The organism is Streptomyces sp. BBFR51 (assembly GCF_044591655.1).
Classification (GTDB): domain Bacteria; phylum Actinomycetota; class Actinomycetes; order Streptomycetales; family Streptomycetaceae; genus Streptomyces.
Genome location: NZ_CP172448.1, coordinates 2,850,690 through 2,875,741, shown reverse-complemented (window position 1 = coordinate 2,875,741; position 25,052 = coordinate 2,850,690). Strand labels below are relative to the sequence as shown.

Annotated in this window: 21 protein-coding genes; 17 read left to right on the top strand and 4 right to left on the bottom strand. The window is 72.3% G+C overall.

Going from position 1 to position 25,052, the window contains the following annotated elements; translation table 11 throughout:
• The first annotated feature begins 2 nt into the window (after positions 1-2).
• Together hemW and ACGH7X_RS13080 are read left to right on the top strand one after the other, a co-directional pair.
• Positions 3-1,235, top strand: coding sequence for a radical SAM family heme chaperone HemW (hemW, locus tag ACGH7X_RS13085; RefSeq protein WP_399884885.1), 1,233 nt, complete (start codon positions 3-5; stop codon positions 1,233-1,235).
• A gap of 100 nt (positions 1,236-1,335) precedes the next feature.
• A complete protein-coding gene (locus ACGH7X_RS13080; RefSeq protein ID WP_399884883.1) occupies positions 1,336-1,914 on the top strand; it encodes a Uma2 family endonuclease in 579 nt (192 codons plus the stop codon).
• Here the strand turns inward: ACGH7X_RS13080 and ACGH7X_RS13075 are convergent.
• Together ACGH7X_RS13075 and ACGH7X_RS13070 are read right to left on the bottom strand one after the other, a co-directional pair.
• On the bottom strand, positions 1,892-2,716 hold the full coding sequence (locus ACGH7X_RS13075; RefSeq protein ID WP_399884881.1) for a DUF3097 domain-containing protein: 825 nt from the start codon (positions 2,714-2,716) through the stop codon (positions 1,892-1,894). The genes ACGH7X_RS13080 and ACGH7X_RS13075 overlap by 23 nt on opposite strands.
• 34 nt (positions 2,717-2,750) lie before the next feature.
• Entirely contained in the window at positions 2,751-3,497 is a 747-nt protein-coding gene (locus tag ACGH7X_RS13070; protein ID WP_399884879.1) for an MBL fold metallo-hydrolase, read from the bottom strand.
• A 163-nt stretch (positions 3,498-3,660) separates the two neighbouring features.
• On the opposite strand from ACGH7X_RS13070, the gene hrcA reads away from it, so the two are divergent.
• The 4 genes from hrcA to ACGH7X_RS13050 all read left to right on the top strand — a co-directional run bounded on the left by hrcA (position 3,661) and on the right by ACGH7X_RS13050 (position 8,020).
• On the top strand, positions 3,661-4,677 hold the full coding sequence (gene hrcA, locus ACGH7X_RS13065; RefSeq protein ID WP_399884877.1) for a heat-inducible transcriptional repressor HrcA: 1,017 nt from the start codon (positions 3,661-3,663) through the stop codon (positions 4,675-4,677).
• Positions 4,678-5,814 carry a molecular chaperone DnaJ gene (gene dnaJ / locus ACGH7X_RS13060; protein WP_399884875.1) on the top strand — a complete coding sequence of 379 codons (1,137 nt, stop codon included), beginning with the start codon at positions 4,678-4,680 and terminating at the stop codon, positions 5,812-5,814.
• Positions 5,815-6,188: 374 nt separating this feature from the next.
• Positions 6,189-7,274, top strand: a complete 1,086-nt coding sequence (locus tag ACGH7X_RS13055) for a nitronate monooxygenase (protein WP_399884873.1) — start codon at positions 6,189-6,191, stop codon at positions 7,272-7,274.
• Positions 7,271-8,020 (top strand): 16S rRNA (uracil(1498)-N(3))-methyltransferase, encoded by a 750-nt coding sequence (locus ACGH7X_RS13050; protein ID WP_399884871.1) that lies wholly within the window; start codon positions 7,271-7,273, stop codon positions 8,018-8,020. Before ACGH7X_RS13055 ends, ACGH7X_RS13050 begins: the two co-directional genes overlap by 4 nt.
• Positions 8,021-8,029: 9 nt before the next feature.
• Here the strand turns inward: ACGH7X_RS13050 and ACGH7X_RS13045 are convergent, their stop codons facing one another.
• A complete protein-coding gene (locus ACGH7X_RS13045) occupies positions 8,030-8,425 on the bottom strand; it encodes a hypothetical protein (RefSeq protein ID WP_399884869.1) in 396 nt (131 codons plus the stop codon).
• A 71-nt stretch (positions 8,426-8,496) separates the two neighbouring features.
• Between ACGH7X_RS13045 and ACGH7X_RS13040 the strand changes: the two genes are divergently transcribed.
• The 5 genes from ACGH7X_RS13040 (at position 8,497) to ACGH7X_RS13020 (ending at position 14,740) form a co-directional block, all read left to right on the top strand.
• Entirely contained in the window at positions 8,497-9,012 is a 516-nt protein-coding gene (locus ACGH7X_RS13040) for a hypothetical protein (protein ID WP_399884867.1), read from the top strand.
• 85 nt (positions 9,013-9,097) lie between these two features.
• Complete coding sequence (locus ACGH7X_RS13035; protein WP_399884865.1) at positions 9,098-12,313, top strand: S41 family peptidase; 3,216 nt, start codon at positions 9,098-9,100, stop codon at positions 12,311-12,313.
• Positions 12,314-12,443: 130 nt separating this feature from the next.
• Entirely contained in the window at positions 12,444-12,797 is a 354-nt protein-coding gene (locus ACGH7X_RS13030) for a histidine triad nucleotide-binding protein (RefSeq protein ID WP_399884863.1), read from the top strand.
• Positions 12,798-12,812: 15 nt separating this feature from the next.
• Positions 12,813-13,718 (top strand): ribonuclease Z, encoded by a 906-nt coding sequence (locus ACGH7X_RS13025; RefSeq protein ID WP_399884861.1) that lies wholly within the window; start codon positions 12,813-12,815, stop codon positions 13,716-13,718.
• Positions 13,719-13,738: 20 nt separating this feature from the next.
• On the top strand, positions 13,739-14,740 hold the full coding sequence (locus tag ACGH7X_RS13020) for an adenosine deaminase (RefSeq protein WP_399884859.1): 1,002 nt from the start codon (positions 13,739-13,741) through the stop codon (positions 14,738-14,740).
• A gap of 28 nt (positions 14,741-14,768) precedes the next feature.
• Here ACGH7X_RS13020 and ACGH7X_RS13015 read toward each other — a convergent pair whose 3' ends face one another.
• The gene (locus ACGH7X_RS13015; protein ID WP_399884857.1) at positions 14,769-15,572 is read right to left on the bottom strand and encodes an IclR family transcriptional regulator; all 804 of its coding nucleotides are present in this window, start codon (positions 15,570-15,572) and stop codon (positions 14,769-14,771) included.
• Positions 15,573-15,733: 161 nt separating this feature from the next.
• Here ACGH7X_RS13015 and ACGH7X_RS13010 point away from each other — a divergent pair, with 161 nt between their 5' ends.
• From ACGH7X_RS13010 to ACGH7X_RS12985, 6 genes are all read left to right on the top strand, one after another.
• Positions 15,734-16,693: a 5-dehydro-4-deoxyglucarate dehydratase gene (locus ACGH7X_RS13010; protein ID WP_399884855.1), complete on the top strand. Its 960-nt coding sequence runs from the start codon at positions 15,734-15,736 to the stop codon at positions 16,691-16,693.
• On the top strand, positions 16,690-17,985 hold the full coding sequence (locus ACGH7X_RS13005) for a glucarate dehydratase family protein (RefSeq protein ID WP_399884853.1): 1,296 nt from the start codon (positions 16,690-16,692) through the stop codon (positions 17,983-17,985). The genes ACGH7X_RS13010 and ACGH7X_RS13005 overlap by 4 nt, the downstream gene beginning before the upstream one ends.
• A gap of 132 nt (positions 17,986-18,117) precedes the next feature.
• Positions 18,118-19,269 carry a carbohydrate kinase family protein gene (locus ACGH7X_RS13000; RefSeq protein WP_399896980.1) on the top strand — a complete coding sequence of 384 codons (1,152 nt, stop codon included), beginning with the start codon at positions 18,118-18,120 and terminating at the stop codon, positions 19,267-19,269.
• Between the two features lie 439 nt (positions 19,270-19,708).
• Positions 19,709-21,277 carry an FG-GAP repeat protein gene (locus tag ACGH7X_RS12995; protein ID WP_399884851.1) on the top strand — a complete coding sequence of 523 codons (1,569 nt, stop codon included), beginning with the start codon at positions 19,709-19,711 and terminating at the stop codon, positions 21,275-21,277.
• A gap of 152 nt (positions 21,278-21,429) precedes the next feature.
• Entirely contained in the window at positions 21,430-22,938 is a 1,509-nt protein-coding gene (locus ACGH7X_RS12990) for a hypothetical protein (protein WP_399884849.1), read from the top strand.
• 138 nt (positions 22,939-23,076) lie between these two features.
• Positions 23,077-25,047 (top strand): LamG domain-containing protein, encoded by a 1,971-nt coding sequence (locus ACGH7X_RS12985; RefSeq protein ID WP_399884847.1) that lies wholly within the window; start codon positions 23,077-23,079, stop codon positions 25,045-25,047.
• Positions 25,048-25,052: the final 5 nt, after the last annotated feature.

Below are 25,052 nucleotides of genomic sequence, written 5' to 3'. Positions count from 1 at the left end.
GCATGCCCTCCGCACTCCCCGACGGCGAACCCGTCCCCGCCGACGGCGCGCTGCCCGCGCCCGCGCTCGCCGGTGCCGCCGACCGCCCCCTCGGCTTCTACCTTCACGTGCCGTACTGCGCGACCCGCTGCGGCTACTGCGACTTCAACACCTACACCGCGACCGAGCTGCGCGGCACCGGCGGCGTCCTCGCCTCCCGCGACAACTACGCCGAGACACTCGTCGACGAGGTCCGCCTGGCCCGCAAGGTCCTCGGCGACGACCCGCGCGAGGTCCGCACGGTCTTCGTCGGCGGTGGTACGCCCACCCTGCTGGCCGCCGGTGACCTGGTACGGATGCTGGGCGCGATCCGCGACGAGTTCGGCCTGGCGCCGGACGCGGAGATCACGACGGAGGCCAACCCCGAGTCGGTCGACCCGTCGTACCTCGCCACCCTCCGCGACGGCGGCTTCAACCGGATCTCCTTCGGCATGCAGAGCGCCCGGCAGCACGTCCTGAAGGTCCTGGACCGCACCCACACCCCCGGCCGCCCCGAGGCCTGCGTCGCCGAGGCCCGCGCGGCCGGCTTCGACCACGTCAACCTCGACCTGATCTACGGCACCCCCGGCGAGTCCGACGACGACTGGCGCGCCTCCCTGGACGCCGCGCTCGGCGCCGGACCCGACCACGTCTCGGCGTACGCCCTGATCGTCGAGGAGGGCACCCAGCTCGCCCGGCGCATCCGGCGCGGCGAGGTCCCCATGACCGACGACGACGTCCACGCCGACCGGTACCTGATCGCCGAGGAGACCCTGTCCGCGGCGGGCTTCGACTGGTACGAGGTGTCGAACTGGGCCACCTCCGACGCCGGACGCTGCCTGCACAACGAGCTGTACTGGCGGGGCGCCGACTGGTGGGGCGCGGGCCCGGGCGCGCACTCCCACGTGGGCGGCGTGCGCTGGTGGAACGTGAAGCACCCGGGGGCGTACGCGGGAGCACTGGCGGCGGGGAGGTCCCCGGGCGCCGGGCGCGAGATCCTCACGGACGAGGACCGGCGCGTGGAGCGCATCCTGCTGGAGCTGCGGCTGCGGGAGGGCGTCCCGCTGTCACTCCTGCGGGAGGCGGGGCTCACGGCGTCGCGGCGGGCGCTGGGCGAGGGGCTCCTTCAGGAGGGGCCGTACGAGGACGGGAGCGCGGTGCTGACACTGCGCGGGCGGCTGCTGGCGGACGCGGTGGTGCGGGACCTGGTGGACTGATCAGTCGGGGGAGTGAATCGGTGCGGATCGGGAGTTCGGTCCCTAGTCTGGTTCGTAGGCTGCCGCCAAAAGGACGCGGCGGATGTGGAGGGCCACGGAGATGACCGCTGTGGACGAACGCGGAATGACCAGGTACTTCGAGGAGCTTGAGCCCCCCGAGGGTGTGCGGGTCGAGCTTCTCCGGGGGGAAATCGTGATGATGGCCAGCCCTGATCTGGTCCACAACATGATCGTGGAAGACATTGTGGACCAGATCCCGCGCAAGCGGTGGTCCCGGCTGCAGACTCAGGACGTCGACATCATCGACGAAGCCAGCGAGCCGGTGCCGGACCTGGTGGTCCTCACACGCGATGCTCTGCCGGGATCCGGCCGTCTGTTGCCGTCCGGGCTCATGACGCTGGTGGTCGAGGTCGTGTCCAAGACCAGTGTCATCCGGGACTACACCGTCAAGCGGTCGATCTACGCCGCGGGCAGAGTCCCGGCCTACCTCGTGGTCGATCCGATCATGGCGCACTGCGTGCTGTTCACCTTGCCCGCCGGAGGCGGAGACGACGCGGACTACCAGGCGCAGCTGACGGTGAAGTTCGGCGATCCGCTGCCACTGGAGATGCTCGGGCTCGAACTCGACACCAGCGAATTCGGCACCTTCACCGGCGTCAAGCCCCACCGCTACCCGTAACGAAATCGATCAGCTCCTCCACCCGCCCCAGCAGCTCCGGCTCCAGGTCCTTGTAAGACCCCACCCGGGCCAGGATCGCCTGCCACACCGCTCCCGTGTTCTCGGACGGCCACCCCAGTGCCCGGCACACCCCGGTCTTCCAGTCCTGGCCGCGCGGCACCCGGGGCCAGGCGTCGATCCCGACCGCCGACGGCTTCACGGCCTCCCAGATGTCGATGTAGGGGTGGCCCACGACCAGCGCGTGCTCGCTCGTCACCGCCTCCGCGATGCGCCACTCCTTGGAACCCGGCACGAGGTGGTCCACCAGGACGCCCAGCCGCGCGTCCGGACCCGGGGCGAAGTCGGCGACGATCGACGGCAGGTCGTCCACACCGCCCAGGTACTCCACGACGACGCCCTCGATGCGCAGGTCGTCGCCCCACACCTTCTCGACCAGCTCGGCGTCGTGCCGCCCCTCGACGTAGATGCGCCCGGCGCGAGCCACGCGCGCGCGTGCGCCGGGGACGGCGACCGAACCGGACGCCGTACGAGAGGGGGCAGACCGCGCCGGACGACCGGACGACGGCCGTACCAGTGTCACCACGCGCCCCTCCAGCAGGAAGCCGCGCGGCTCCATCGGGAACACCCGGTGCTTGCCGAAGCGGTCCTCCAGGGTCACCGTGCCCGCCTCGCAGCCGATCACCGCGCCGCAGAACCCGGTGCCGGGCTCCTCGACCACCAGGCCCGGGTCGGCCGGGACCTCGGGTACCGGCTGCTGCGGCTTCTTCCACGGAGGGGTCAGGTCGGCGGAGTACTGGCGCATTCTGACGACGATACGAGGAACACGCGCCCCATGATCAGCGCGACACGCCGAACCGGGCGGCCAGCGCGTCCCGTTGGGCCCGGACGAACGCCGCGTCCACCACCGCTCCGTGACCGGGGACGTACAGCGCGTCGTCACCGCCCAGTTCGAGCAGCCGGTCCAGCGCGGCGGGCCAGCGCGACGGCACCGCGTCGGGCCCCGCCTGCGGCTCACCGGACTCCTCGACCAGGTCGCCGCAGAACACGACGGCCGGGGCGCCCGGCACCAGCACCGGCACCAGCACCGCGAGGTCGTGCCCGGTGTGCCCGGGGCCCACGTCGGCGAGCCGGACCCGGCGGCCGCCACCCAGGTCGAGCGTGCACGCGCGGTGCACCTCGTGCCGGACGGTGACGAGCGCGTCCACCGCCTCCCGCGCCCGCCACGCGTCCAGCCCCTCAGCCACCGCGTCCGAGCGCAGCGCCTCCCGCCCCTGTCCGCCCGGCGCGAACAGCGCGTCCACGCCCGCCGCGCCGTACACGCGGGCACCCGGGAACGCCGCGGCGCCGAAGACGTGGTCGAAATGCGGGTGGGTCAGCGCGAGATGTGTCACACGGCGACCGGCCAGCTCCTGCGCCCCCGCGCGCAACCGGGCGCCCTCGTCGAGGCTCGACCCCGCGTCGACCATCAGCGCGGCGTCCTCACCGACGACCAGCCCGGCCGTGCAGTCCCACCCCGGCAGCCGGCACCGCCCCACCCCGGCGGCCAACCGCTCCCATCCCAGGTCTTCCCAAGTCACCGTCACGACGCCGACGCTAACGGCATGGCCACGCCCTTGCCGGGGGCGTACCCCACGGCCGTACACTGGGCCGGGGAAGTCTGGCACTCGCGAGCCGTGAGTGCCAAGGCGGCCAGGCAGTAGCAGACAGGCAGTAAACGGGCGGACGACATGCTGGAGGTGCGCGCGAATGCTCAGTGAACGCAGGCTCCAGGTGCTGCGCGCCATCGTCCAGGACTACGTCGGCACCGAGGAGCCCGTCGGCTCCAAGGCCCTCACCGAGCGGCACAACCTCGGCGTCTCCCCGGCCACCGTGCGCAATGACATGGCGGCCCTGGAGGACGAGGGGTTCATCGCCCAGCCGCACACCAGCGCCGGGCGCATCCCGACCGACAAGGGCTACCGGCTCTTCGTCGACAAGCTGGCCGGCGTCAAGCCGATGACCGCGCCCGAGCGGCGTGCCATCCAGAACTTCCTGGAGGGCGCCGTCGACCTCGACGACGTCGTGGCCCGCACGGTGCGGCTGCTCGCGCAGCTGACCCGGCAGGTCGCCGTCGTGCAGTATCCGTCGCTGACCCGCTCGACCGTGCGGCACGTGGAGCTGCTCTCGCTGGCGCCCGCGCGCCTCATGCTCGTGCTGATCACGGACACCGGCCGGGTCGAGCAGCGGATGGTCGACTGCCCGGCGCCGTTCGGCGAGGCGTCGCTGGCCGACCTGCGGGCGCGGCTCAACAGCCGGGTCGCGGGACGCCGTTTCTCGGATGTGCCGTCTTTGGTGGAAGATCTGGCGGAGCCCTTCGAGGCCGAGGATCGCGGTACGGTCTCCACCGTGCTCTCCACCCTTCTGGAGACGCTGGTCGAGGAGAACGAGGAGCGGTTGATGATCGGCGGCACCGCCAATCTGACCCGCTTCGGGCACGACTTCCCCTTGGTGATCCGACCCGTCCTCGAGGCGCTGGAGGAGCAGGTGGTGCTCCTCAAGCTGCTCGGCGAGGCGAAGGATCCGGGCGTGACCGTCCGAATCGGTCACGAGAACGCCCACGAGGGACTCAACTCAACGTCCGTCGTGTCGGTCGGCTACGGTTCGGGCGGCGAGGCGGTTGCCAAGCTCGGCGTGGTCGGACCGACCCGCATGGACTACCCGGGAACGATGGGAGCGGTACGCGCAGTGGCACGGTACGTCGGACAGATCCTGGCGGAGTCGTAGGTGGCCACGGACTACTACGCCGTACTCGGCGTACGCCGCGACGCGTCCCAGGACGAGATCAAGAAGGCGTTCCGGAGGCTCGCCCGCGAGCTGCACCCGGACGTCAACCCCGATCCGAAGACCCAGGAGCGGTTCAAGGAGATCAACGCCGCCTACGAGGTGCTGTCGGACCCGCAGAAGAAGCAGGTCTACGACCTCGGCGGCGACCCGCTCTCGCAGGCCGCCGGCGGTGGCGCGGGCGGCTTCGGCGCGGGTGGCTTCGGGAACTTCTCGGACATCATGGACGCGTTCTTCGGTACGGCGTCGCAGCGCGGGCCGCGCTCGCGCACCCGCCGTGGCCAGGACGCGATGATCCGCATCGAGGTGGAGCTGGACGAGGCCGCGTTCGGCACGACCAAGGACATCCAGGTCGACACCGCGGTCGTCTGCAACACCTGCAACGGCGAGGGCGCGGCGCCCGGCACGTCGGCCCAGACCTGCGACATGTGCCGCGGCCGCGGTGAGGTCTCGCAGGTCACCCGGTCCTTCCTGGGCCAGGTCATGACCTCGCGCCCCTGCCCGCAGTGCCAGGGCTTCGGCACCGTGGTCCCGACCCCGTGCCCCGAGTGCGCGGGCGACGGCCGGGTCCGCTCCCGGCGCACCCTGACCGTGAAGATCCCGGCCGGCGTCGACAACGGCACCCGGATCCAGCTCGCGGGCGAGGGCGAGGTCGGCCCCGGCGGCGGCCCCGCCGGCGACCTGTACGTCGAGATCCACGAGCTGCCCCACTCGACGTTCCAGCGCCGCGGCGACGACCTGCACTGCACGGTCACCATCCCGATGACGGCGGCGGCCCTCGGCACGAAGGTGCCGCTGGAGACCCTCGACGGCATGGAGGAGGTCGACATCCGCCCGGGCACCCAGTCCGGCCAGTCGATCCCGAAGCACGGCCGGGGTATCACCCACCTGCGCGGCGGCGGCCGGGGCGACCTCATCGTCCACGTCGAGGTCATGACCCCGAGCAAGCTCGACCCCGAACAGGAACGCCTCCTGCGCGAACTCGCCGCCCTCCGCGGCGAGGAACGCCCGACGGGACAGTTCCAGCCGGGGCAGCAGGGGTTGTTCTCCCGGTTGAAGGACGCGTTCAACGGGCGTTGACGGGTCGGCCACTCCGGCTTGCGGGCGGGTGCCGGGAGGGTCTGCCGGGGGTCCGGGGGTCGTCCCCCGGGCAGGCACAGTCAGCCCGGGCAGCAGGGGTTGTTCTCCCGGTTGAAGGATGCGTTCAACGGGCGTTGACGGGTCGGCCACTCCGGCTTGCGGGCGGGTGCCGGGAGGGTCTGCCGGGGGTCCGGGGGTCGTTCCCCGGGCAGGCGCAGTCAGCCGGGGCGGCAGGGGTTGTTCTCCCGGCTGGAGGACGCGTTCAACGGGCGTTGAGGCCGGTCGTCGCAGGGGTTGTCGATGCGGATGCTCCTGGCGTATGCCAACGGAAGCCCGGATTCGGACTTGTGCGGAGGACGTGACAACATGCCGTCATGTCCTCCGCACTGACCGATCTCTTCCCCTATCCGATCGTGCAGGCGCCCATGGCGGGCGGCGTCTCCGTGCCACGGCTCGCGGCCGCGGTGTCCGAGGCGGGCGGGCTGGGATTCCTGGCCGCCGGGTACAAGACCGCGGACGGGATGTACCAGGAGATCAAGCAGCTGCGGGGACTGACGAGCCGCCCTTTCGGAGTCAACCTCTTCCTGCCGCAGCCGGAGACGGCCGACCCCGCCGCCGTCGGTGTCTACGCCCACCAGCTGGCCGGTGAGGCCTCCTGGTACGAGACGGAGCTGGGCGACCCCGACAGCGGCCGGGACGACGGCTACGACACCAAGCTCGCCGTACTGCTGGACAACCCCGTGCCGGTCGTGTCCTTCCACTTCGGCGTCCCGAGCCGTGAGGCCGTCGACTCCCTGCACCGCGTGGGCACCTTCGCCCTGGTCACCGCGACCACCGCGGACGAGGCCCGGGCCGTCGAGCAGTCCGGCGCCGACGCGGTGATCGCACAGGGCATCGAGGCGGGCGGCCACCAGGGCACCCACCGGGACAGCACGGAGACCGGCGGCGCCGGCACCGGACTGCTGTCGCTGGTCGCCCAGGTCCGGGAGGCGGTGAGCCTGCCGATCGTCGCCGCCGGCGGCATCATGCGCGGCGGCCAGATCGCCTCGGTCCTCGCGGCCGGCGCGAGCGCGGCCCAGCTCGGCACCGCCTTCCTCGCCACCCCCGAGTCCGGCGCGCACGCCCTGCACAAGCAGGCGCTGACCAACCCCCTGTTCGTCCGCACCGAACTCACCCGCGCCTTCTCCGGCCGCCCCGCCCGCGGCCTGGTCAACCGCTTCCTGCGCGAGCACGGCCCCTACGCCCCCGCCGCCTACCCCGAGGTGCACCACCTCACCGCGCCGCTGCGCAAGGCGGCCGCGAAGGCGGGCGACGCACAGGGCATGGCGCTGTGGGCCGGGCAGGGCCACCGGATGGCCCGGGAGCTGCCCGCCGGACAGCTCGTCGAGGTGCTGGCGGCCGAACTCGCCGCCGCCGGGACAGCGTTGTCGGACTACGCGACGGGAGGCGGCGGCCGATGACGGCACCCGTGTTCGTGGTCGACTCCCTCCGTCCGGAGGACCTGTCCGCGGGGGAGTACGTCCTGGGCGGCCCCGAGGGACGGCACGCCGTCTCCGTGAAGCGGCTGCGGGCCGGCGAGGGCCTCGTCCTCACCGACGGACGCGGCCGCTGGGCCGAGGGCGTGGTGAAGGCCGCCGAGGGCAAGGACCGCCTCGTCGTCACGGGCATCGAGACGATCCACGAGGAACCCCCGGAGCGGCCCCGCGTCACCGTCGTCCAGGCCCTGCCCAAGGGCGACCGGGGCGAGCTGGCCGTCGAGACGATGACCGAGGTCGGCGTCGACGCGATCGTGCCCTGGGCGGCGTCCCGGTGCATCACCCAGTGGAAGGGCGAGCGCGGCCTGAAGGCGCTCGGCAAGTGGCGGGCGACGGCCCGGGAGGCCGGCAAGCAGTCCCGCCGGGTCCGCTTCCCCGACGTCGCGGACGTGGCGACGAGCAAGCAGGTTGCCTCACTTCTGGCCGACGCCGAATTCGCCGCCGTACTCCACGAGAGCGGCGACGAACCGCTGGCCGCCACCGAACTCCCCGCCACCGGCGACATCGTGCTGGTCGTCGGCCCCGAAGGGGGCGTGTCCCCCGAGGAGTTGGCGCTCTTCGCCGAGGCCGGTGCCAAGCCCTACCGGCTGGGCCGCAGCGTCCTGCGCACCTCCACCGCGGGCACCGCCGCGACCGCCGTACTCCTCGCCCGTACCGGCCGCTGGTCCTGACCTGCCCGGTCAGGCGTCAACGGCGGCGACCACGGCCGGGAACAGCTCCCAGCCGTCCAGTTCCACCGGCCTGCCGCCGATCTCGTCCCCGTCCCCGTCCCACGGCAGCAGTCCGCGCCGCCCGGCCTCCTCGACCAGCGCCCGTACGACACCGGGTTCGCGCAGGTTGAGCAGGTTGCCGCGGTTGTCGCCCACGCAGCCCTCGTACCAGTAGCCGCCCTCCGTGGTCCACCGGCCCGAGTCGGGCGCACCCGCGAGGAACACGAACCGCACCCGAACACCGTCCCGGTACAGCGTCAACGCGTCCCGCCAGACACCGTCACGGCCGCGTTTTTGCCGGTGGCTCCACAGACAGGTGGTCCGTTCGTCCATGACGAGCCTGCGCTGCCTGCGGTCGTTGCCCATCCGTCCACGGTAGTGAAGAGTGGCCGTATGCGCCCTACCGTCGGCCCCGCACCGGTGGCACGCTGCCCTCCATGGGGGCATTGAGGCGAATTTGGCGCGTGGTTCCGGTGGTCGTGGGCTCGGTCGTCGCCGTCGGCGGCGTCGTCGCGTGCGAGCCGGGCGGACTCAGTTCCGCGGCGGTGGCGTACACGACCGACCAGACCGTGACCCGTGAACTGGAGCGGCAGAAGGCCGAGGTGCGGTGGCTCACCTGCACCGCCTCCTACGGCGACAAGGGCACCACCGCGTCGGCGAGCGAGAACACCGTCGCGTCCGTCGACTGCGAGGGCAGGACGGACGGCGGCAAGGACATCACCGTCGACGGCAAGGTGACCCGGGTCGTCAACGGCGCCTGCGTACGCGGGAATCTGACGGCCGAAATCGACGGCAAGGAGTGGTTCCGCGTCAAGGGGCTGGGCAACTGCGACGCCACCAGCGCCCCGCCCGCCAACCGGCCCTCCCAGCAGCAGCCGGGGCCCACCGTGACCGTCACGAGGACCATCTGGTGCCCGGACGACCCGCACTGCCGGCCGGTCGAGGGCAAGTAGCCCGGCGGGCCGCAGGCAGGTCGCCGTGGCCGGGAAGTGATCCAAACCTCTGTCGGCGGGCGGCGCCCCTGCATAGGGTGAGAGGGTGACACAGCCCGCAGCGCCTGCCTATCTCCGCTTTCCGCACCCGCACGGCGAGTTGGTCGCCTTCACCGCCGAGGACGACGTGTGGCTCGCCCCGCTCGACGGCGGCCGGGCCTGGCGGGTCAGCGCCGACAACGTGCCGGTGAACCACCCGCGGATCTCGCCCGACGGCACGACGGTCGCCTGGACCTCCACCCGCGACGGCGCCCCCGAGGTGCACGTCGCACCCGTCGACGGCGGCTCCGCCAAGCGCCTCACCCACTGGGGCAGCATCAGGACCCAGGTACGCGGCTGGACCGCCGAGGGCCGCGTCCTCGCCCTCAGCACCTACGGTCAGGCCAGCCTGCGCCGCAGCTGGGCCCGCGCCGTCCCGCTCGACGGCGGACCGGCCACCACCCTGCCGTACGGGCCCGTCGGCGACGTCGCGCAGGGCCCGCACACCGTGCTGCTGTCCGCGCCCATGGGCCGCGAGGCCGCCTGGTGGAAGCGCTACCGGGGCGGCACGGCCGGCAAGCTGTGGATCGACGCCGAGGACGACGGCGAGTTCGTCCGCCTGCACGCCGACCTCGACGGCAACATCGAGTACCCCTTCTGGGTCGGCGACCGCATCGCCTTCCTCTCCGACCACGAAGGCACCGGTGCCCTCTACTCCTCCCTCGCCGACGGCTCCGACCTGCGCCGGCACACGCCTCTGGACGGCTTCTACGCCCGGCACGCCGCCACCGACGGCACCCGCGTCGTCTACTCCTCCGCCGGTGAACTGTGGACGCTGGACGACCTCGACGGGGCCGAGCCGCGCCGGCTCGACATCCGGCTCGGCGGGGCCCGCGTCGACCTCCAGTCGTACCCGGTCAACGCCGCCGGCTGGTTCGGCTCCGCGTCCCCCGACCACACCGCGCGCGGCAGCGCCGTCGCCGTACGCGGCGGCGTGCACTGGGTCACCCACCGCTCCGGCCCCGCCCGCGCGCTCGCGGCGACGCCCGGCGTGCGCACCCGGCTGCCGCGCACGTTCCGCACCGACGGCGAGGAGTGGGTGGTGTGGGTGACGGACGCCGAGGGCGACGACGCCCTGGAGTTCGCACCCGCCACCGGACTCGCGCCCGGCGCCTCCGCGCGGCGCCTGGCCGCCGGACAGCTCGGCCGGGTGCTGAACCTCGCCGTGGCCCCCGACGGCAGCCGCGTCGCCGTGGCCTCGCACGACGGGCGGGTCCTGCTCGTCGAGCGGGAGAGCGGCGAGGTCCGCGAGGTCGACCGCAGCGAGGACGGCGACGCGTCCGGGCTTGTCTTCTCGCCCGACTCCGCCTGGCTCGCCTGGTCGCACCCCGGCCCCGACCCGCTGCGCCAGCTCAAGCTCGCCAACACCACCGACCTGTCGGTGAGCGAGGCGACCCCGCTGCGCTTCAAGGACTACTCGCCCGCCTTCACCCTGGACGGCAAGCACCTCGCCTTCCTCTCCACCCGCTCCTTCGACCCGGTCTACGACGAGCACGTCTTCGACCTGGCCTTCGTCGAGGGCGCCCGGCCCTACCTGATCACCCTCGCCGCGACCACCCCCTCGCCCTTCGGCCCGCAGCGTCACGGCCGCCCCTTCGAGACCCCGGACCGTGAGGAGACCCCCGACAGCGAGGGCACCCCCACCACCCGGATCGACATCGAGGGCCTCGCCGACCGCATCGTGCCCTTCCCGGTGGAGGCCGCCCGCTACTCCCGGCTGCGCGCCGCCAAGGACGGCGTCCTGTGGCTGCGCCACCCGCTCACCGGCGTCCTCGGCGCCTCCCGCGCCACCCCGGACGACCCAGGCCCCAACACCGAGCTGGAGCGCTACGACCTCGCCCAGCAGCGCGTCGAGCACCTCGCGGGCGACGCCGACCACTTCGAGGTCAGCGGCGACGGCAAGCGGGTGCTGCTGTGGACCGACGGACGGCTCAAGGTCGTACCCAGCGACCGGCGGGCCTCCGGCGACGAGGACAGCGACACCAACATCAGCGTCGACCTGGGCCGGGTCCGCCAGCGGGTCGAACCGGCCGCCGAGTGGCGGCAGATGTTCGACGAGACCGGCCGCATCATGCGGGACCACTACTGGCGGCCCGACATGAACGGCGTCGACTGGGACGGCGTCCTGGACCGCTACCGGCCCGTCCTCGACCGCCTCGCCACCCACGACGACCTGGTCGACCTCCTGTGGGAGGTGCAGGGCGAACTCGGCACCTCGCACGCCTACGTCACCCCGCGCGGCGGCCACGGCTCCGGTGCCCGGCAGGGCCTGCTCGGCGCCGACCTCTCCCGCCACGAGGACGGCACCTGGCGCATCGACCGCGTCCTGCCCTCGGAGACCTCCGACCCCGACGCCCGCTCCCCGCTCGCCGCGCCCGGTGTCGCCGTGCGCGCCGGGGACGCGATCGTCGCCGTCGCCGGAGAGACCGTCGACCCGGTCACCGGACCCGGCCCGCTGCTCGTCGGCACCGCGGGCAAGCCGGTCGAGCTGACCGTCTCCCCGTCCGGCGGCGGAGAGCTGCGGCACGCCGTCGTCGTCCCCCTCGCCGACGAGGAGTCGCTGCGCTACCACGCCTGGGTCGCCGACCGCCGCGCCTACGTCCACGAGAAGTCCGGCGGCCGCCTCGGCTACCTCCACGTCCCCGACATGCAGGCCCCCGGCTGGGCCCAGATCCACCGCGACCTGCGCGTCGAGGTCGCCAGGGAGGGCCTGGTCGTCGACGTCCGCGAGAACCGCGGCGGGCACACCTCCCAGCTGGTCGTGGAGAAGCTGGCCCGGCGCATCGTCGGCTGGGACCTGCCGCGCGGCATGCGGCCGACCAGCTACCCGCAGGACGCGCCCCGCGGGCCGGTCGTCGCCGTCGCCAACGAGTTCTCCGGCTCCGACGGCGACATCGTCAACGCCGCGATCAGGGCGCTCGGCATCGGTCCGGTCGTCGGCGTGCGCACCTGGGGCGGCGTCATCGGCATCGACAGCCGCTACCGCCTGGTCGACGGGACGCTCGTCACCCAGCCCAAGTACGCCTTCTGGCTGGAGGGTTACGGCTGGGGCGTGGAGAACCACGGCGTCGACCCGGACGTCGAGGTCCCGCAACGCCCCCAGGACCACGCGGCGGGCCGCGACCCCCAACTGGACGAGGCGATCGCGCTGGCGCTGGCCTCGCTGGCCGAAACCCCGGCGAAGACCCCGCCGGACCTGCCCGAGCTGCCGCGGACCGACTGACGCACCCGTCTGACGCACCCGTCTGACGTACCCGATCCGACGCACCCGATCCGGCGTGCCCGGTCGATACGATGCCCGCAGAAGATCACCGGAGACCCGGTGCTCCCGTTTTCCGGCGTGAGGAGGCCCCATGGCGGGCGAGCCACAGGACGACTGCCTGTTCTGCAAGATCGTCGCAGGGCAGATCCCGGCGACGATCGTCCGCGAGACGGACACGACCGTGGCGTTCCGGGACATCAACCCCCAGGCGCCCACCCACGTCCTGGTGATCCCCAAGGCGCACTACCGCGACGCCGCCGCCCTCGCCGAGGGCGCCCCGCAACTCGCCGCCGACGTCCTGTGCGAGGCCGGGGCCGTCGCCGCCGACGAGAAGCTGGACAGCTACCGCATCGTCTTCAACACCGGCAGCGGCGCCGGCCAGACCGTCTGGCACACCCACGCCCACGTCCTCGGCGGCCGCGGCCTCGAATGGCCCCCCGGATAGGCCCGGACCGGCACCGTGTCCGTACGTGAACTGGTCGTCCTCGGCACCGCCAGCCAGGTCCCGACCCGGCACCGCAACCACAACGGCTACCTGCTGCGCTGGGACGGCGAGGGCATCCTGTTCGACCCCGGCGAGGGCACGCAGCGCCAGATGCTGCGCGCCGGGGTCGCCGCCCACGACCTGAACCGGATCTGCGTCACGCACTTCCACGGCGACCACAGCCTGGGCCTGGCCGGCGTCATCCAGCGGATCAACCTCGACCGGGTGCCGCACGAGATCACCGCCCACTACCCGCGCTCCGGGCAGCGTTTCTTCGAGCGCCTGCGCTACGCCACCGCCTACCGAGAGACGGTCGCCCTCACGGAGTCGCCGGTCGGCACGGACGGCGTCCTGGCGGTCACCCCCGCCTACACCCTGGACGCCCGCAAGCTGTCCCACCCCGTCGAGTCGTACGGCTACCGGCTCACCGAGCCCGACGGCCGCCGCATGCTGCCCGAACGCCTGGCCGCGCACGGCATCAAGGGCCCCGACGTCGGCCGCATCCAGCGCGACGGCTCGCTGAACGGCGTGCCGCTCGAGGAGGTCAGCGAGATCCGCCGCGGCCAGCGGTTCGCGTTCGTCATGGACACCCGGCTGTGCGAGGGCGTGCACGCGCTCGCCGAGGGCTGCGACCTGCTGGTCGTCGAGTCCACCTTCCTCGACGAGGACGAGGCGCTCGCCACCGACCACGGCCACCTGACCGCCGGGCAGGCGGCGCGGGCCGCCCGGGACGCGGGCGTACGGCACCTGGTCCTCACCCACTTCAGCCAGCGCTACCCGGACCCGGAGGAGTTCGAGCGGCAGGCCCGGGCGGCCGGCTACGACGGTGAGCTGACCGTGGCCCACGACCTACTGAGGGTCCCGGTTCCGAAACGTCGGTAAAACGGTCGTACCATTCTTTGATGCCGCTGTCCAAAGCTGAACTGCACCTCCACATCGAAGGCACCCTGGAACCGGAGCTGGCCTTCGCACTGGCCACCCGCAACAGTGTCGCGCTCCCGTACGCGGACGAGGACGCGCTGCGCGAGGCGTACCGGTTCGAGGACCTCCAGTCCTTCCTGAACCTGTACTACGAGCTGATGACCGTCCTGCGCACCGAGCGGGACTTCGAGGACCTCGCGAACGCCTACCTCGCGCGCGCCGCCGCGCAGGGCGTGCGGCACGCCGAGATCTTCTTCGACCCGCAGGCCCACCTCGCCCGCGGCGTGGAGATGGGCACGGTCGTGGAGGGGCTGTGGCGGGCGCTGGGCGCGAGCCGCGAGAACCACGGCGTCTCCACCCGGCTGATCCTCTGCTTCCTGCGCGACGAGTCCGCCGAGTCGGCGATGCGGACGCTGGACGCCGCCAAGCCGTACCTGGACCGCATCACCGGCGTCGGCCTGGACTCCGCCGAGGTCGGCCACCCGCCGGTCAAGTTCCGCGCGGTGTACGAGGCCGCCGCCGCCCTCGGTCTTCGCCGGGTCGCGCACGCGGGGGAGGAGGGCCCGCCCGAGTACGTCACCCAGGCGCTGGACGTCCTCGGCGTCGAGCGCGTCGACCACGGGCTGCGCTCGGTGGAGGACCCGGCGCTGGTCGAGCGGCTGGTGCGCGAGCGCGTCCCGCTCACCCTGTGCCCGCTGTCCAACGTGCGGCTGCGCACCGTCGACACCCTCGCCGACCACCCGCTGCCCGCGATGCTGGAGGCGGGCCTGATGTGCACGGTCAACTCCGACGACCCGGCCTACTTCGGCGGCTACGCGGGCGACAACTTCGACGCCGTGCGCGCGGCCCTCGGCCTCACCGGGGAGCGGCTGCGCGAACTGGCCCGCAACTCCTTCCTCGCCTCCTTCCTCGAGGACGACGAGGAACTGCGGGCGCGCTGCCTCGCCGAGGTGGAGGCGTACGAGTTCCCCGCCGTGCCGTAGGCCCTCTGTCCGGCGGCACCGGACGGCGCTAGCGCCAGTGGACCGAGCCGCTCCCGGACGGAGCCGTCGCCTCCACCTTGGCCCTGGTCTCCCGCATCACCGCCACGATCCGCGCCTCGTGCTCCGGCGTCAGCCGGGCCACCGGCACCGAGCAGCTGATCGCGTCCAGCGCCGGCACCTCGTAGCGCAGCGCGAAGCCGAAACCGACGATTCCCGGCACCCCCTCCTCGCGGTCGACCGAGTAGCCGCGCTCCCTGGTCGCCGCGAGGTCCGCCGCCAGGGACTCCCTGCTGGTGTGCGTGTTCGGCGTGTGTGCCTCGTACGGGCCCTCGGGCAGTTCCGCGTCCGGCCGCTGGGCCAGCAGCGCCTTGCCCAGCGCGCCCACGTGGGCGGGCAGCCGGCGGCCCACCCTGCTGATGGTGCGCAGGTATTCGTGCGACTCCCGGGTCGCCAGATAGGCCACGTCGTGCCCGTCCAGCCGCCCCAGGTGGATCGTCTCGCCCAGCGCCTGGGACGCCTCGTCCAGGTACGGCCGCGCCACCCGCACCCGCGGGTCGGAGTCGAGGTAGCTGGTGCCGGTGAGCAGGGCGTGGATGCCGATGCCGTACAGCGAGCCGGTGACGTCGGTGCGCACCCAGCCGCGTGAGATCAGGGTCTGGAGCAGCGCGTACATCGAGCTGCGCGGCACCCCCAGCTCGTCCGCCAGCTCCTGGAGCCGCGCCGGGCGGTCACCGCGCGCGGCCAGCACCTCCAGCAGCTCCACCGTGCGCGCCGCGGACTTCACCTCACGGACGCCGCCCGCCGCGCCCCCGGTCTCCGACGTCTCCGACATGTGCCGATCGTAGGCGGACGCCGCCGCCCCATTGACGCCCGCCGGTCAGCTATCTAGTCTCCATCTTCATACGTGGATGACATCTACATACGGAGACGGCGAGGGTAGTGGAGACAGCGGAGCGAGTGAAGACAGGGGAGACAGAGGAGACAGGGGAGACGATGAACGCGGGTCCCGAGACCGGCACCGACCGGGCGGCCCTGGTCCGACGGCTGCGGGAAGGCATGGCGGCGAGCGTGCTGTCCTTCCCGCTCACCAGCTTCCGCGAGGACGGCTCCCTCGACGCCGACGGCTACCGCGCCTACGTCGCCGAACGGCTCGCCGCCGGACCCGGCGCCCTGTTCCCCGCCTGCGGCACCGGCGAGTTCTTCTCCCTGGACGAGGACGAGTACCGGCGGGTCGTCACCATCGCCGTCGAGGAGACGGCGGACCGCGTCCCCGTCGTCGCCGGGACCGGATACGGCTGGGCGCAGGCCCTGCGGTTCGCCCGGGTCGCCGAGGAGGCCGGCGCGGACGCCCTCCTGGTCATGCCGCACTACCTCACCGCCGCCCCGCAGGAGGGCCTCGTCGCCCAGCTGGAGCGGATCGCCGCCGGCACCCGGCTCCCGCTGATCGCCTACCAGCGCGGCCAGGTCGCCTACACCGTCGACTCCGTCCGGCGCCTCGCCGGCGTCCCCGGCGTCATCGGCCTCAAGGACGGCCACGGCGACCTCGACCTCCTCCAGCGCATGGTCCTCGCCGCCCCCGACGACTTCCTGTTCTTCAACGGCGCCGCCACCGCCGAGGTCCAGGCCCGCGCCTACACCGCCGTCGGCGTGCCCGCCTACTCCTCCGCGGCCCACGCCTTCGCCCCCGAGATCGCGCACGCCTTCCTCGACGCCCTGCGCGCCGACGACCACGGCACGGTCGACAAGCTGCTGCGCGACTTCTACGCGCCCTTCGTCGAACTGCGCGACCGCGTCCCCGGATACGGCGTGTCCCTGGTGAAGGCGGCGGCCCGGCTGCGCGGCCGCCCCGTCGGCCCCGTGCGCGCCCCGCTCACCGAGCCCACGGCCGCCCACCTGACCGAACTGAAGACCCTGCTCACCGCCGGACTCGACCTCGTAGGAGCCGCCCTGTGACCGCAGACCTCACCATCACGGCCGTCCACCTCACACCGATCCTCGTCGCGGACCCGCCGCTGCTGAACACCCAGGGCGTCCACCAGCCGTACACCCCCCGGCTGATCGTCGAGGTGGAGACCGCCGACGGGATCACCGGCGTCGGCGAGACCTACGGCGACGCAAAGTACCTGGAACTGGCCCGCCCGTTCGCCGACAAGCTGGTCGGCCGTCAGGTCGGCGACCTCAACGGCCTGTTCACCGTCGCGGACGAGGTCGCCGTCGACTCCTCCCGGGTTTCCGGCCAGGTCGACGTCGGCGGGCTGCGCGGCGTCCAGACCGCCGACAAGCTGCGCCTGTCCGTCGTCTCCGGCTTCGAGGTCGCCTGCCTGGACGCCCTCGGCAAGGCGCTCGGCCTGCCCGTGCACGCGCTGCTGGGCGGCAAGGTGCGCGACGCCGTCGAGTACAGCGCGTACCTCTTCTACAAGTGGGCCGACCACCCCGAGGGCGTGGCGTGCGAGAAGGACGACTGGGGCGCCGCCGTCGACCCGGCCGGCGTGGTCGAGCAGGCCCGCACCTTCACCGAGCGGTACGGCTTCACGTCCTTCAAGCTCAAGGGCGGCGTCTTCCCGCCCGACGAGGAGATCGCCGCCGTCAAGGCGCTGGCCGCCGCCTTCCCCGGACACCCGCTGCGCCTGGACCCCAACGGCGCCTGGTCCGTTCAGACCTCGCTCCGGGTCGCCGCGGAACTCGGGGACGTCCTGGAGTACCTGGAGGACCCCGCGCTGGGCACCCCGGCCATGGCCGAGGTCGCCGCGCGGACCGGGGTGCCGCTCGCGACCAACATGTGCGTGACGACGTTCGCCGAGATCCAGGAGGCGTTCACCAAGGGCGCCGTCCAGGTCGTGCTCTGCGACCACCACTACTGGGGCGGGCTGCGCAACACCCAGCAACTGGCCGCCGTCTGCCGCACCTTCGGCGTCGGCGTGTCCATGCACTCCAACACCCACCTCGGCATCAGCCTCGCCGCCATGACCCACGTGGCGGCCACCGTGCCGGACCTCCACCACGCCTGCGACTCCCACTACCCCTGGCAGTCCGAGGACGTGCTCACCCAACGGCTCACCTTCGACGGCGGCAAGGTCACCGTCTCCGACGCCCCCGGCCTCGGTGTCGAACTCGACCGCGACCGCCTCGCGTTCCTCCACCGGCGCTGGCTCGAAGACGACGGCGCCCTGCGCGACCGCGACGACGCGGCCGCGATGCGGATCGCCGACCCCGCGTGGGTCACCCCGTCCGTGCCGCGCTGGTGACCGACGGTCCCGGTTCCTCCGCCGGGTTGTCGACGGCTTGGTGCACACTGGCCTGATCCGCACCATGCCAGGGAGCGCACCGTGACAGCCTCCACCGTGTCCACCGGGTCCACCGCGTCCGACGTGCCGGCCATGCCCGTCGTGCCGGCCGACGAGAGAACGCACCGCCACACCCAGGGCGAGGGATCGCACCGACTGCCCGAGGCTCCCCAGGTCGATCCCCTCGCCGCCCTGCGCACCCCGCAGGACCCGCCCTGGGACGTGTACCTGACGGGCACCGTCTTCCTCGACGTCGTCTTCACCGGGCTGGACTCCGCCCCGGTGCGCGGCACCGAGTCCTGGGCCCGGGGGATGGGGTCGAGCCCGGGAGGCATCGCCAACATGGCGACCGCGCTGGCCCGCCTCGGCCTGCGCACCTCGCTGGCCGCCGCGTTCGGCGACGACCACTACGGCGACTACTGCTGGGACGCCCTCGCGCAGGGCGAGGGCATCGACCTGACCACGTCCCGCACCGTCCCCGGCTGGCACTCGCCGGTGACCGTCTCGATGGCGTACGAGGGGGAGCGCACGATGGTCTCCCACGGCCACGAGCCGCCGCCGGCCGACCCGTCCCCCGACTGCCCGCCCCGCGCACGTGCCGCCGTCGCCTCCCTCACGCCAGGCGTCCGCGCCCCCTGGATCGCCCAGGCCGCCGCACGCGGCACCCGCGTCTTCGCCGACGTCGGCTGGGACGACACCGGCGCCTGGGACCTGGCGGGGCTGCCCGACCTCGCGCACTGCGAGGCGTTCCTGCCGAACGCGGAGGAGGCCATGCGCTACACCGGCGCCACCTGCCCGCGCGCCGCCGCGCACGCCCTGACCGAGCACGTGCCGCTCGCGGTGGTGACCCTCGGCGCGGACGGCGCGTACGCGGTGGACCGGCGTACGGGGGAGAGCGCGGTGGTCCCGGCCATCGAGGTGGAGGCCCTGGACCCGACCGGCGCCGGGGACGTCTTCGTCGCGGGCTTCGTCACCGGCACCCTGGCCGGCTGGCCGCTCGCCGACCGACTCGCCTTCGCCGGTCTGACCGCCGCCCTCTCCGTCCAGGAGTTCGGCGGCTCGCTGTCGGCGCCCGGCTGGGGCGAGATCGCCACATGGTGGCGCAAGGTCCAGTCCGTCGACAGCCAGGACCCCACGGCCCTGCGCCGCTACGCCTTCCTGGCCGACCTCGTCCCCGACGACCTGCCCGGCCCCTGGCCCCTGCGCCGCGCCGTCCCGACCATCGGCTTCCGCCGCCCGTCCTGACCGCCGGAATGTCTCAGTGCCCCGGGTCGGGGGCCCAGCCAGTCCGTTTGTCGGTGCGGCTGGCACTCGCGTCGGAAGCCAACCGAGTGTGGGCTGTTCCGGCGTGATCACCTTCGCCGGTGCCGTTTCGCCTGAGATGGTTCTCGCCCGCGCTTCGCTGTCCGAGTCGGACTCGTCGCCGGTCCCGAACATGATGGACCGTCCGAGGGGTGCGCGCGAACACCTGCTCGTGTCCGAAACCCGTCACCGGATCAACTCGGGTGTCGCAGTGAGGAGCAGGCCCTCCTGACGTCGGTGCCGAAGGAGCAGTCCGGAGTGGGGTCTTTTAGTGGGGTCTTTTGCGGGACGTGGTCGGTTCATGGCCAGAGAGTGTGCAACCTGTGATGTTTCTGTGACGCTAACAGTCCGGTTATGTCCGACATTCGATCTTGAGCGTGCCGTGCCGTTCACCTTGACTGCGTATCAGGTTCCACTGACGGAGGGGCGGGTCGGCATGAGAGGTATTCCGCTGCGCGGAAACATCTGGTGTGCCGTGGTCACGGTGATCACGCTGGTGGGGCTGATGACTGTCGCGGCGCCGGGCGGCCGGGCATCGGCGGTGGCCGCGTGCGAAGCCGGCAACCCCGACTCGGACTTCAACGGCGACGGTGTTCGCGACGTGGTCATCGCTGACCCGGAGGCGACCGTCGGCGGCAAGCCTCGCGCCGGTGCCGTGACCATCGTCTACGGCGGCGCGGGACTTGGGTCCGAGCGCCTCGATCAGGACAGCGATGTGGTGCGGGGCACTGCTCAGGCCGGGGCCGCGTTCGGCTTCAGCCTGGCGCAGGCAGACCTGAATGGTGACGGTTGCAGTGACCTCGTCGTCGGCGCGCCCTACACCGACGTGGCAGGCCTACAGGATGCGGGGGCCGTGCACGTTCTCTACGGGGACCAGGCCGGTCTTGCGGCCGGCGCGTCCACGTCGTACGACCAGGGCCAGGACAGCGTGGAGGGCGGCGCCGAGCCGGGTGATCTGTTCGGCTGCGCCGTTGCCGCCCAACGGCCCGCCTCCGGCGCGCCGTACCTGGCGGTAGGCATCCCCGGCGAGGATCTGGGCAGTGTGCCGGACGCGGGGGCGGTGGACTACCTCAGCGGCGGCACGTGGGGTTGGGTGGACCAGGACGCTCCGGGGGTGTCTGGAACCGTTGAGGAGAACGACCGTTTTGGGTCCTCGCTGGCCAGTACGCCGTCTCATCTGGTGGTGGGGGCGCCTGGGGAGGCGATCGGGGCCGAGACGTTCGCCGGCGCCTTCTGGATCTTCGGCGACTCCCTGGACTCGGCCGGCCGTCCCGATCCGCTGGGGGCGCCCAACCAGGAGTCACCAGTCGTGGGAGTGGCCGAGAGCGGTGACCGCTACGGCACCTCGATCGCGGCCGTCCCGATACCGGACACCTCGGGTACCTACAAGGGTGGCTCGTACGTGGTGGCGGGCTCGCCCGGTGAGGCGCTCGGTGACACCGCCGAGGCCGGTTCGGTCTCGGTCTACAGGGTCACCGCGGCGGGAACGGTCACGACCGTCGTGCCCGGACTGCATCAGAACGTGACCGGCACCGCTGAGACTGCCGAGCCTGCCGACCACTTCGGGCAGCAGGTCGCCGCGGTGGTACAGGGCACCACCTTGCGTGTGGCGGCCGGCGTGCCCGGTGAGGAGTCCGGCCCCGAGCACACCGACAAGGGAGGGGTGCAGATTTTCGCACTGCCCGCCGGTGGTGGCTTGTCCGACTCCTGGATCGACCCGGGCTACGGCATTCCGGGGGAGCCGGCGCCGCGAATGTACGTCGGTGTGTCACTCGGGGCGGTTCCGGACGCCCTGCTTGTGGGTGTCCCGTACGGGCGGTCCGGTACACCGGGGGCGGTGTACGCGTTCGACTGGACCGTGACCGACGGCGGCGCGGCGAAGCGGACCTACGCGCCGGGGGCGGCCGGGATCCCGGCCGGCGGTACGGCCTTCGGCGCCGCTGTGCGGTGAGCAGGGCCGGTACCGGAACAGGGTGGGAGGAGCTCCGATACGGGGCGCCGCCGGGAGCGGGCGGGGCATGGTGGCGCGCACCGCGGACAACGACAGGGGTGGGGATGACACGCGCTGAAGGACGCCGGAGACCGGGCCGGAGATCGACGGCGGTGGCCGGGCTGCTCGCCGGGCTGCTGGCCGCCGGTGTGCTGGCGCCGGTGGGCGAGGCACTGCCACAGCGGAACGTCGCATACAGGGCGGCCGTGGCGCAGGCCCGGGACAGCGGGGAGGCGCCGACGGAGGCGCTGGCACGCGCCGCGGCCGCCGACGGTGGCACCCGGGTGGAGGTCGCTTCGCTGCGTGAGGAGCGGCGGGACGTGTTCGCCAACCCGGACGGATCGTTCACCGCCCAGGAGTACGCCCAGCCCGTGCGGGCGCGCCGCGACGGACACTGGGTTCCGGTGGACGACACACTGGTCAAGCGCGCCGACGGCACCTACTCGCCGAAGGCCGCCACGATCGAACTCAGTTTCTCGGGCGGCGGCGCCGGGCCGTTCGCCCGGATGCGCAGGGCGGGCAGGGGGTACGCGTTGACCTGGCCGAACGGGAACCTGCCCGCGCCACAGGTGGACGGTGAAACGGCGCGCTACGCCGAGGTGCTGCCAGGAGTGGATCTGGCAGTGCGGGCGGAGCCGGAGGGTTTCAGCCACTACCTGATCGTCAAGAGCGCGGAAGCGGCCGCCAATCAGGCCCTGGACAGCATCGAGCTCGGCATCGACACATATGGGCTGACGGTCACTGAGGCAGACGACGGGATCCTGCGGGCCACCGACTCCGCGGTGGGCGGCACTGTTTTCGAGTCCTCCGGCCCGTTGATGTGGGACTCCGCGGGCGCAGCGCCGGACAACGGTGACGGCACCACCGCTGATCCTGCCACCGACACAGCCAGGACGCCCGGCCCGGCACACGCCCTGACCGCCCCTTTCCGTACCGGCGTGGCCACGAGTCCCGTGGCCGGCGAGCCCGCCCAGGCCGGAGGCCCGGCTCTGGACCCCGCTCGCGGCGGGCGCAAGGCGCCGGTCGTGCTCGACGTGAGCGGTGACCGACTCACCCTCACTCCGGACCGAGGCCTGCTGCGCGGTGACGACACCGTCTACCCGGTGGTGATCGACCCGGCGCCGAAGACGACGTCGCGCACCGCGTGGACGTCGGTCATGTCGGGGATGCCGTCCGAACAGGACTGGAAGTACTCGGACTCCGCCGGCATGGGCAAGTGCCCGCTCAACTACAGCCCGAAGAGCTGCGAGGGCATCGGGGTGCGGCGCCTGCTGTTCACCTTCCCGATGTCGTACTACAGGGGCAAGCAGATCATCAGCACCGAGCTGTCCGCCCGTATCGCCCACGTCTACTGGGCCGACGCGAGCGCCGAACCGGTGGACCTGTACCGGATCGGCGGCAAGAACTACAGGGTCACCTCCTCCAGCGACTGGGGCAACACCAAGGACGACTGGGACGACTACCTGGCCACCGTCGACAAGAAGATCTCGCCGACGTCCTGCTCCAGTCAGGCCAACCTGCACTTCAGCAACGGTGAACTGCTGAGCGAGGCCAAGGCGGCCGCCTCCGGGGGCTGGACGTATCTCTCGCTCGGGTTGAAAGCCAAGGACGAGGGTTCGTAAGGTGGTTGGAAGCGAATCTGCGGCAACTCATACCTGAAGATCACGTACAACAATCCACCCAAGCAGGTCGACTACCGGCTGATGTCGTCCAATCCCGGTGGCAGGTGCACCTGGGGCAGTGGCCGTCCGTATAGCGACGTGCTGCCGCAACTGCGCGCCGAGGCCCGTGACCCGGATCAGACGTCGTCCTCCACCGACCAGGTGAAGATGCAGTTCAAGGTCGACTGGACGGACAGTGGGGGCACCGCCCGCTCTTTCACCTACAACACCGGCTACAAGTCGCCCCATGCCGGGACGGTGTTCTCCTACACGGTGAGGCAACGCCCCAGTGGAGAACCGCAGATCCCGCAAAACACGGTCATCTACTGGTCGGTGCGTGCCTACGACGGGGACGCCTGGGGGCCATGGAGCTATGACGGCAGCGCGCAGCGCTGCGAGTTCATCTGGGACAGCACCCGGCCTGCAGCGCCTGCCGTCAGCTCCGCCGAGTACCCGGCCGACGACATCTGGCACGACGGCGTAGGCACCGCATCCACGTTCCGTTTCACTGCCACCGACCCTGACGTGCAGGAATTCCGCTACGGCTTCGACGGCGCAGCGCTGAGCACACTGCCGGCACAGTCCGGTGCGGCAGAGGTCACCTGGACCCCGCAGACGGCGGGTCGGCACTGGGTCACCGTGGAGGCCTACGACAACGCCGACAACTCCAGTGTCCCGGCCCAGTACGAGTTTCTGGTCACCGACGGCAAGCGGGCGGCCGGTCAGTGGAACCTGGCCGACGAGGCGGGCAGCGCCCTCGCCCACGACGAGTCCGGCCGCCATCCGGCCCAGGCCGGCCCGGCGGTCACCTTCGGGGTCCCCGGCCCTGGTGGAGCGGTCGATGCGGCGGCGCATCTCGACGGCTCGTCCGACTCCTGGCTCGCCACCGAGAACGCTGTGCTGGACACCGGAGGCAATTTCACTGTCAGCGCCTGGGTACGGCCCACCGCACTCGACCGCGACATGGCCGTCATCAGTGAGGACGGCACCGGCGAGCCCGGCTTCGAACTTGGCTACGACGCCGGCAGACAAGCATGGGTGTTCTCCACTCCCGACACGGATGTGCAGGCCATGACCCGCTGGGAGGCTGTCGCCGACGGCGTCACCGTCGTCAAGGACCAATGGACGCTGCTCACCGGTGTCTTCGACGCGCACGCCGATGCCGGACCGCAACTGCGGCTCTACGTCGACGGCCGGGAGGCCGGAACAGCGATCCGGCACACCCTGTGGTCGTCGCTGTCCGGCCTGCAGATCGGCCGTGTCCTGGCCAAGTCCGGCTACCGTGACGCCTTCCAGGGCGATGTGGCCGAGGTCCGCGCCTACGACCGGGTGCTGCCAGCCGCCCAGGTCGCCCAACTCGGCACGGTCAAACCCGTCCGCAAGGGCTACTGGACGCTCAACGAGGCCATGGACCGCGTCACGGCCAACACTCAGTCGGGCGGCCTGCCGCTCACCCTGCGTGGCGACGCCTCCGTCTACCGGCCTGCGGACCCTCTGTTCGACGAGGCGGCCCTGGTCGGTGACGGCCACCTCGCCCTCGACGGAGAGAGCGACTGGGCCGACACCGACGCCCCCGTCATCACGGCCACCGACAGCTACACGGTCGCTGTGCGGGCCCAACTCACCTCGGTGGGCGCCACCGCCTCCCAGACGGTGTTGTCGTTGCCGGGCGAGCACACCGACCGGGTCGTGGTCCGCTACCAGGCCGCCACCGGCCAGTGGGAACTGGCCCTTACCGACACCGACAGCACTACCGCCCAGGTGACCACGGTCACCGACGATCAGGTGCTGCCCTCGGCGGACGGCTCGGGACAGCACCTCGCGGTGGTGTTCGACTCCTTCACCCACCAGGTGCGGCTCTACGTCGAGGGGCAGTTGACCTCGACCGCGGTCGGCCTGGACCACACCCGATGGCCCTCATCGGCCGGCCTTCAGGTGGGCCGTTCCGCCCAGGGCGGCGGTACGGAGTACTTCGCCGGCGCCCTGGACGAGGTCCGCGTCTATGACGGCGTCATCGACCCGATCGGTATCGCGCGGATGAGCCAGTTGACCGAAGACACGGACCTGTAGCGCGA

Coding starts and splice junctions, on each gene's coding strand:
- ACGH7X_RS13030 (WP_399884863.1), top strand. CDS start 12,444: ATGGCGGGCGAGCCACAGGACGACTGCCTGTTCTGCAAGATCGTCGCA.
- ACGH7X_RS13075 (WP_399884881.1), bottom strand. CDS start 2,716: ATGCGCCAGTACTCCGCCGACCTGACCCCTCCGTGGAAGAAGCCGCAG.
- hemW (WP_399884885.1), top strand. CDS start 3: ATGCCCTCCGCACTCCCCGACGGCGAACCCGTCCCCGCCGACGGCGCG.
- hrcA (WP_399884877.1), top strand. CDS start 3,661: ATGCTCAGTGAACGCAGGCTCCAGGTGCTGCGCGCCATCGTCCAGGAC.
- ACGH7X_RS13050 (WP_399884871.1), top strand. CDS start 7,271: ATGACGGCACCCGTGTTCGTGGTCGACTCCCTCCGTCCGGAGGACCTG.
- ACGH7X_RS13000 (WP_399896980.1), top strand. CDS start 18,118: ATGCCCGTCGTGCCGGCCGACGAGAGAACGCACCGCCACACCCAGGGC.
- ACGH7X_RS13055 (WP_399884873.1), top strand. CDS start 6,189: ATGTCCTCCGCACTGACCGATCTCTTCCCCTATCCGATCGTGCAGGCG.
- ACGH7X_RS13040 (WP_399884867.1), top strand. CDS start 8,497: ATGGGGGCATTGAGGCGAATTTGGCGCGTGGTTCCGGTGGTCGTGGGC.
- ACGH7X_RS13045 (WP_399884869.1), bottom strand. CDS start 8,425: ATGGGCAACGACCGCAGGCAGCGCAGGCTCGTCATGGACGAACGGACC.
- ACGH7X_RS13010 (WP_399884855.1), top strand. CDS start 15,734: ATGAACGCGGGTCCCGAGACCGGCACCGACCGGGCGGCCCTGGTCCGA.
- ACGH7X_RS13015 (WP_399884857.1), bottom strand. CDS start 15,572: ATGTCGGAGACGTCGGAGACCGGGGGCGCGGCGGGCGGCGTCCGTGAG.
- ACGH7X_RS13080 (WP_399884883.1), top strand. CDS start 1,336: ATGACCGCTGTGGACGAACGCGGAATGACCAGGTACTTCGAGGAGCTT.
- ACGH7X_RS13020 (WP_399884859.1), top strand. CDS start 13,739: ATGCCGCTGTCCAAAGCTGAACTGCACCTCCACATCGAAGGCACCCTG.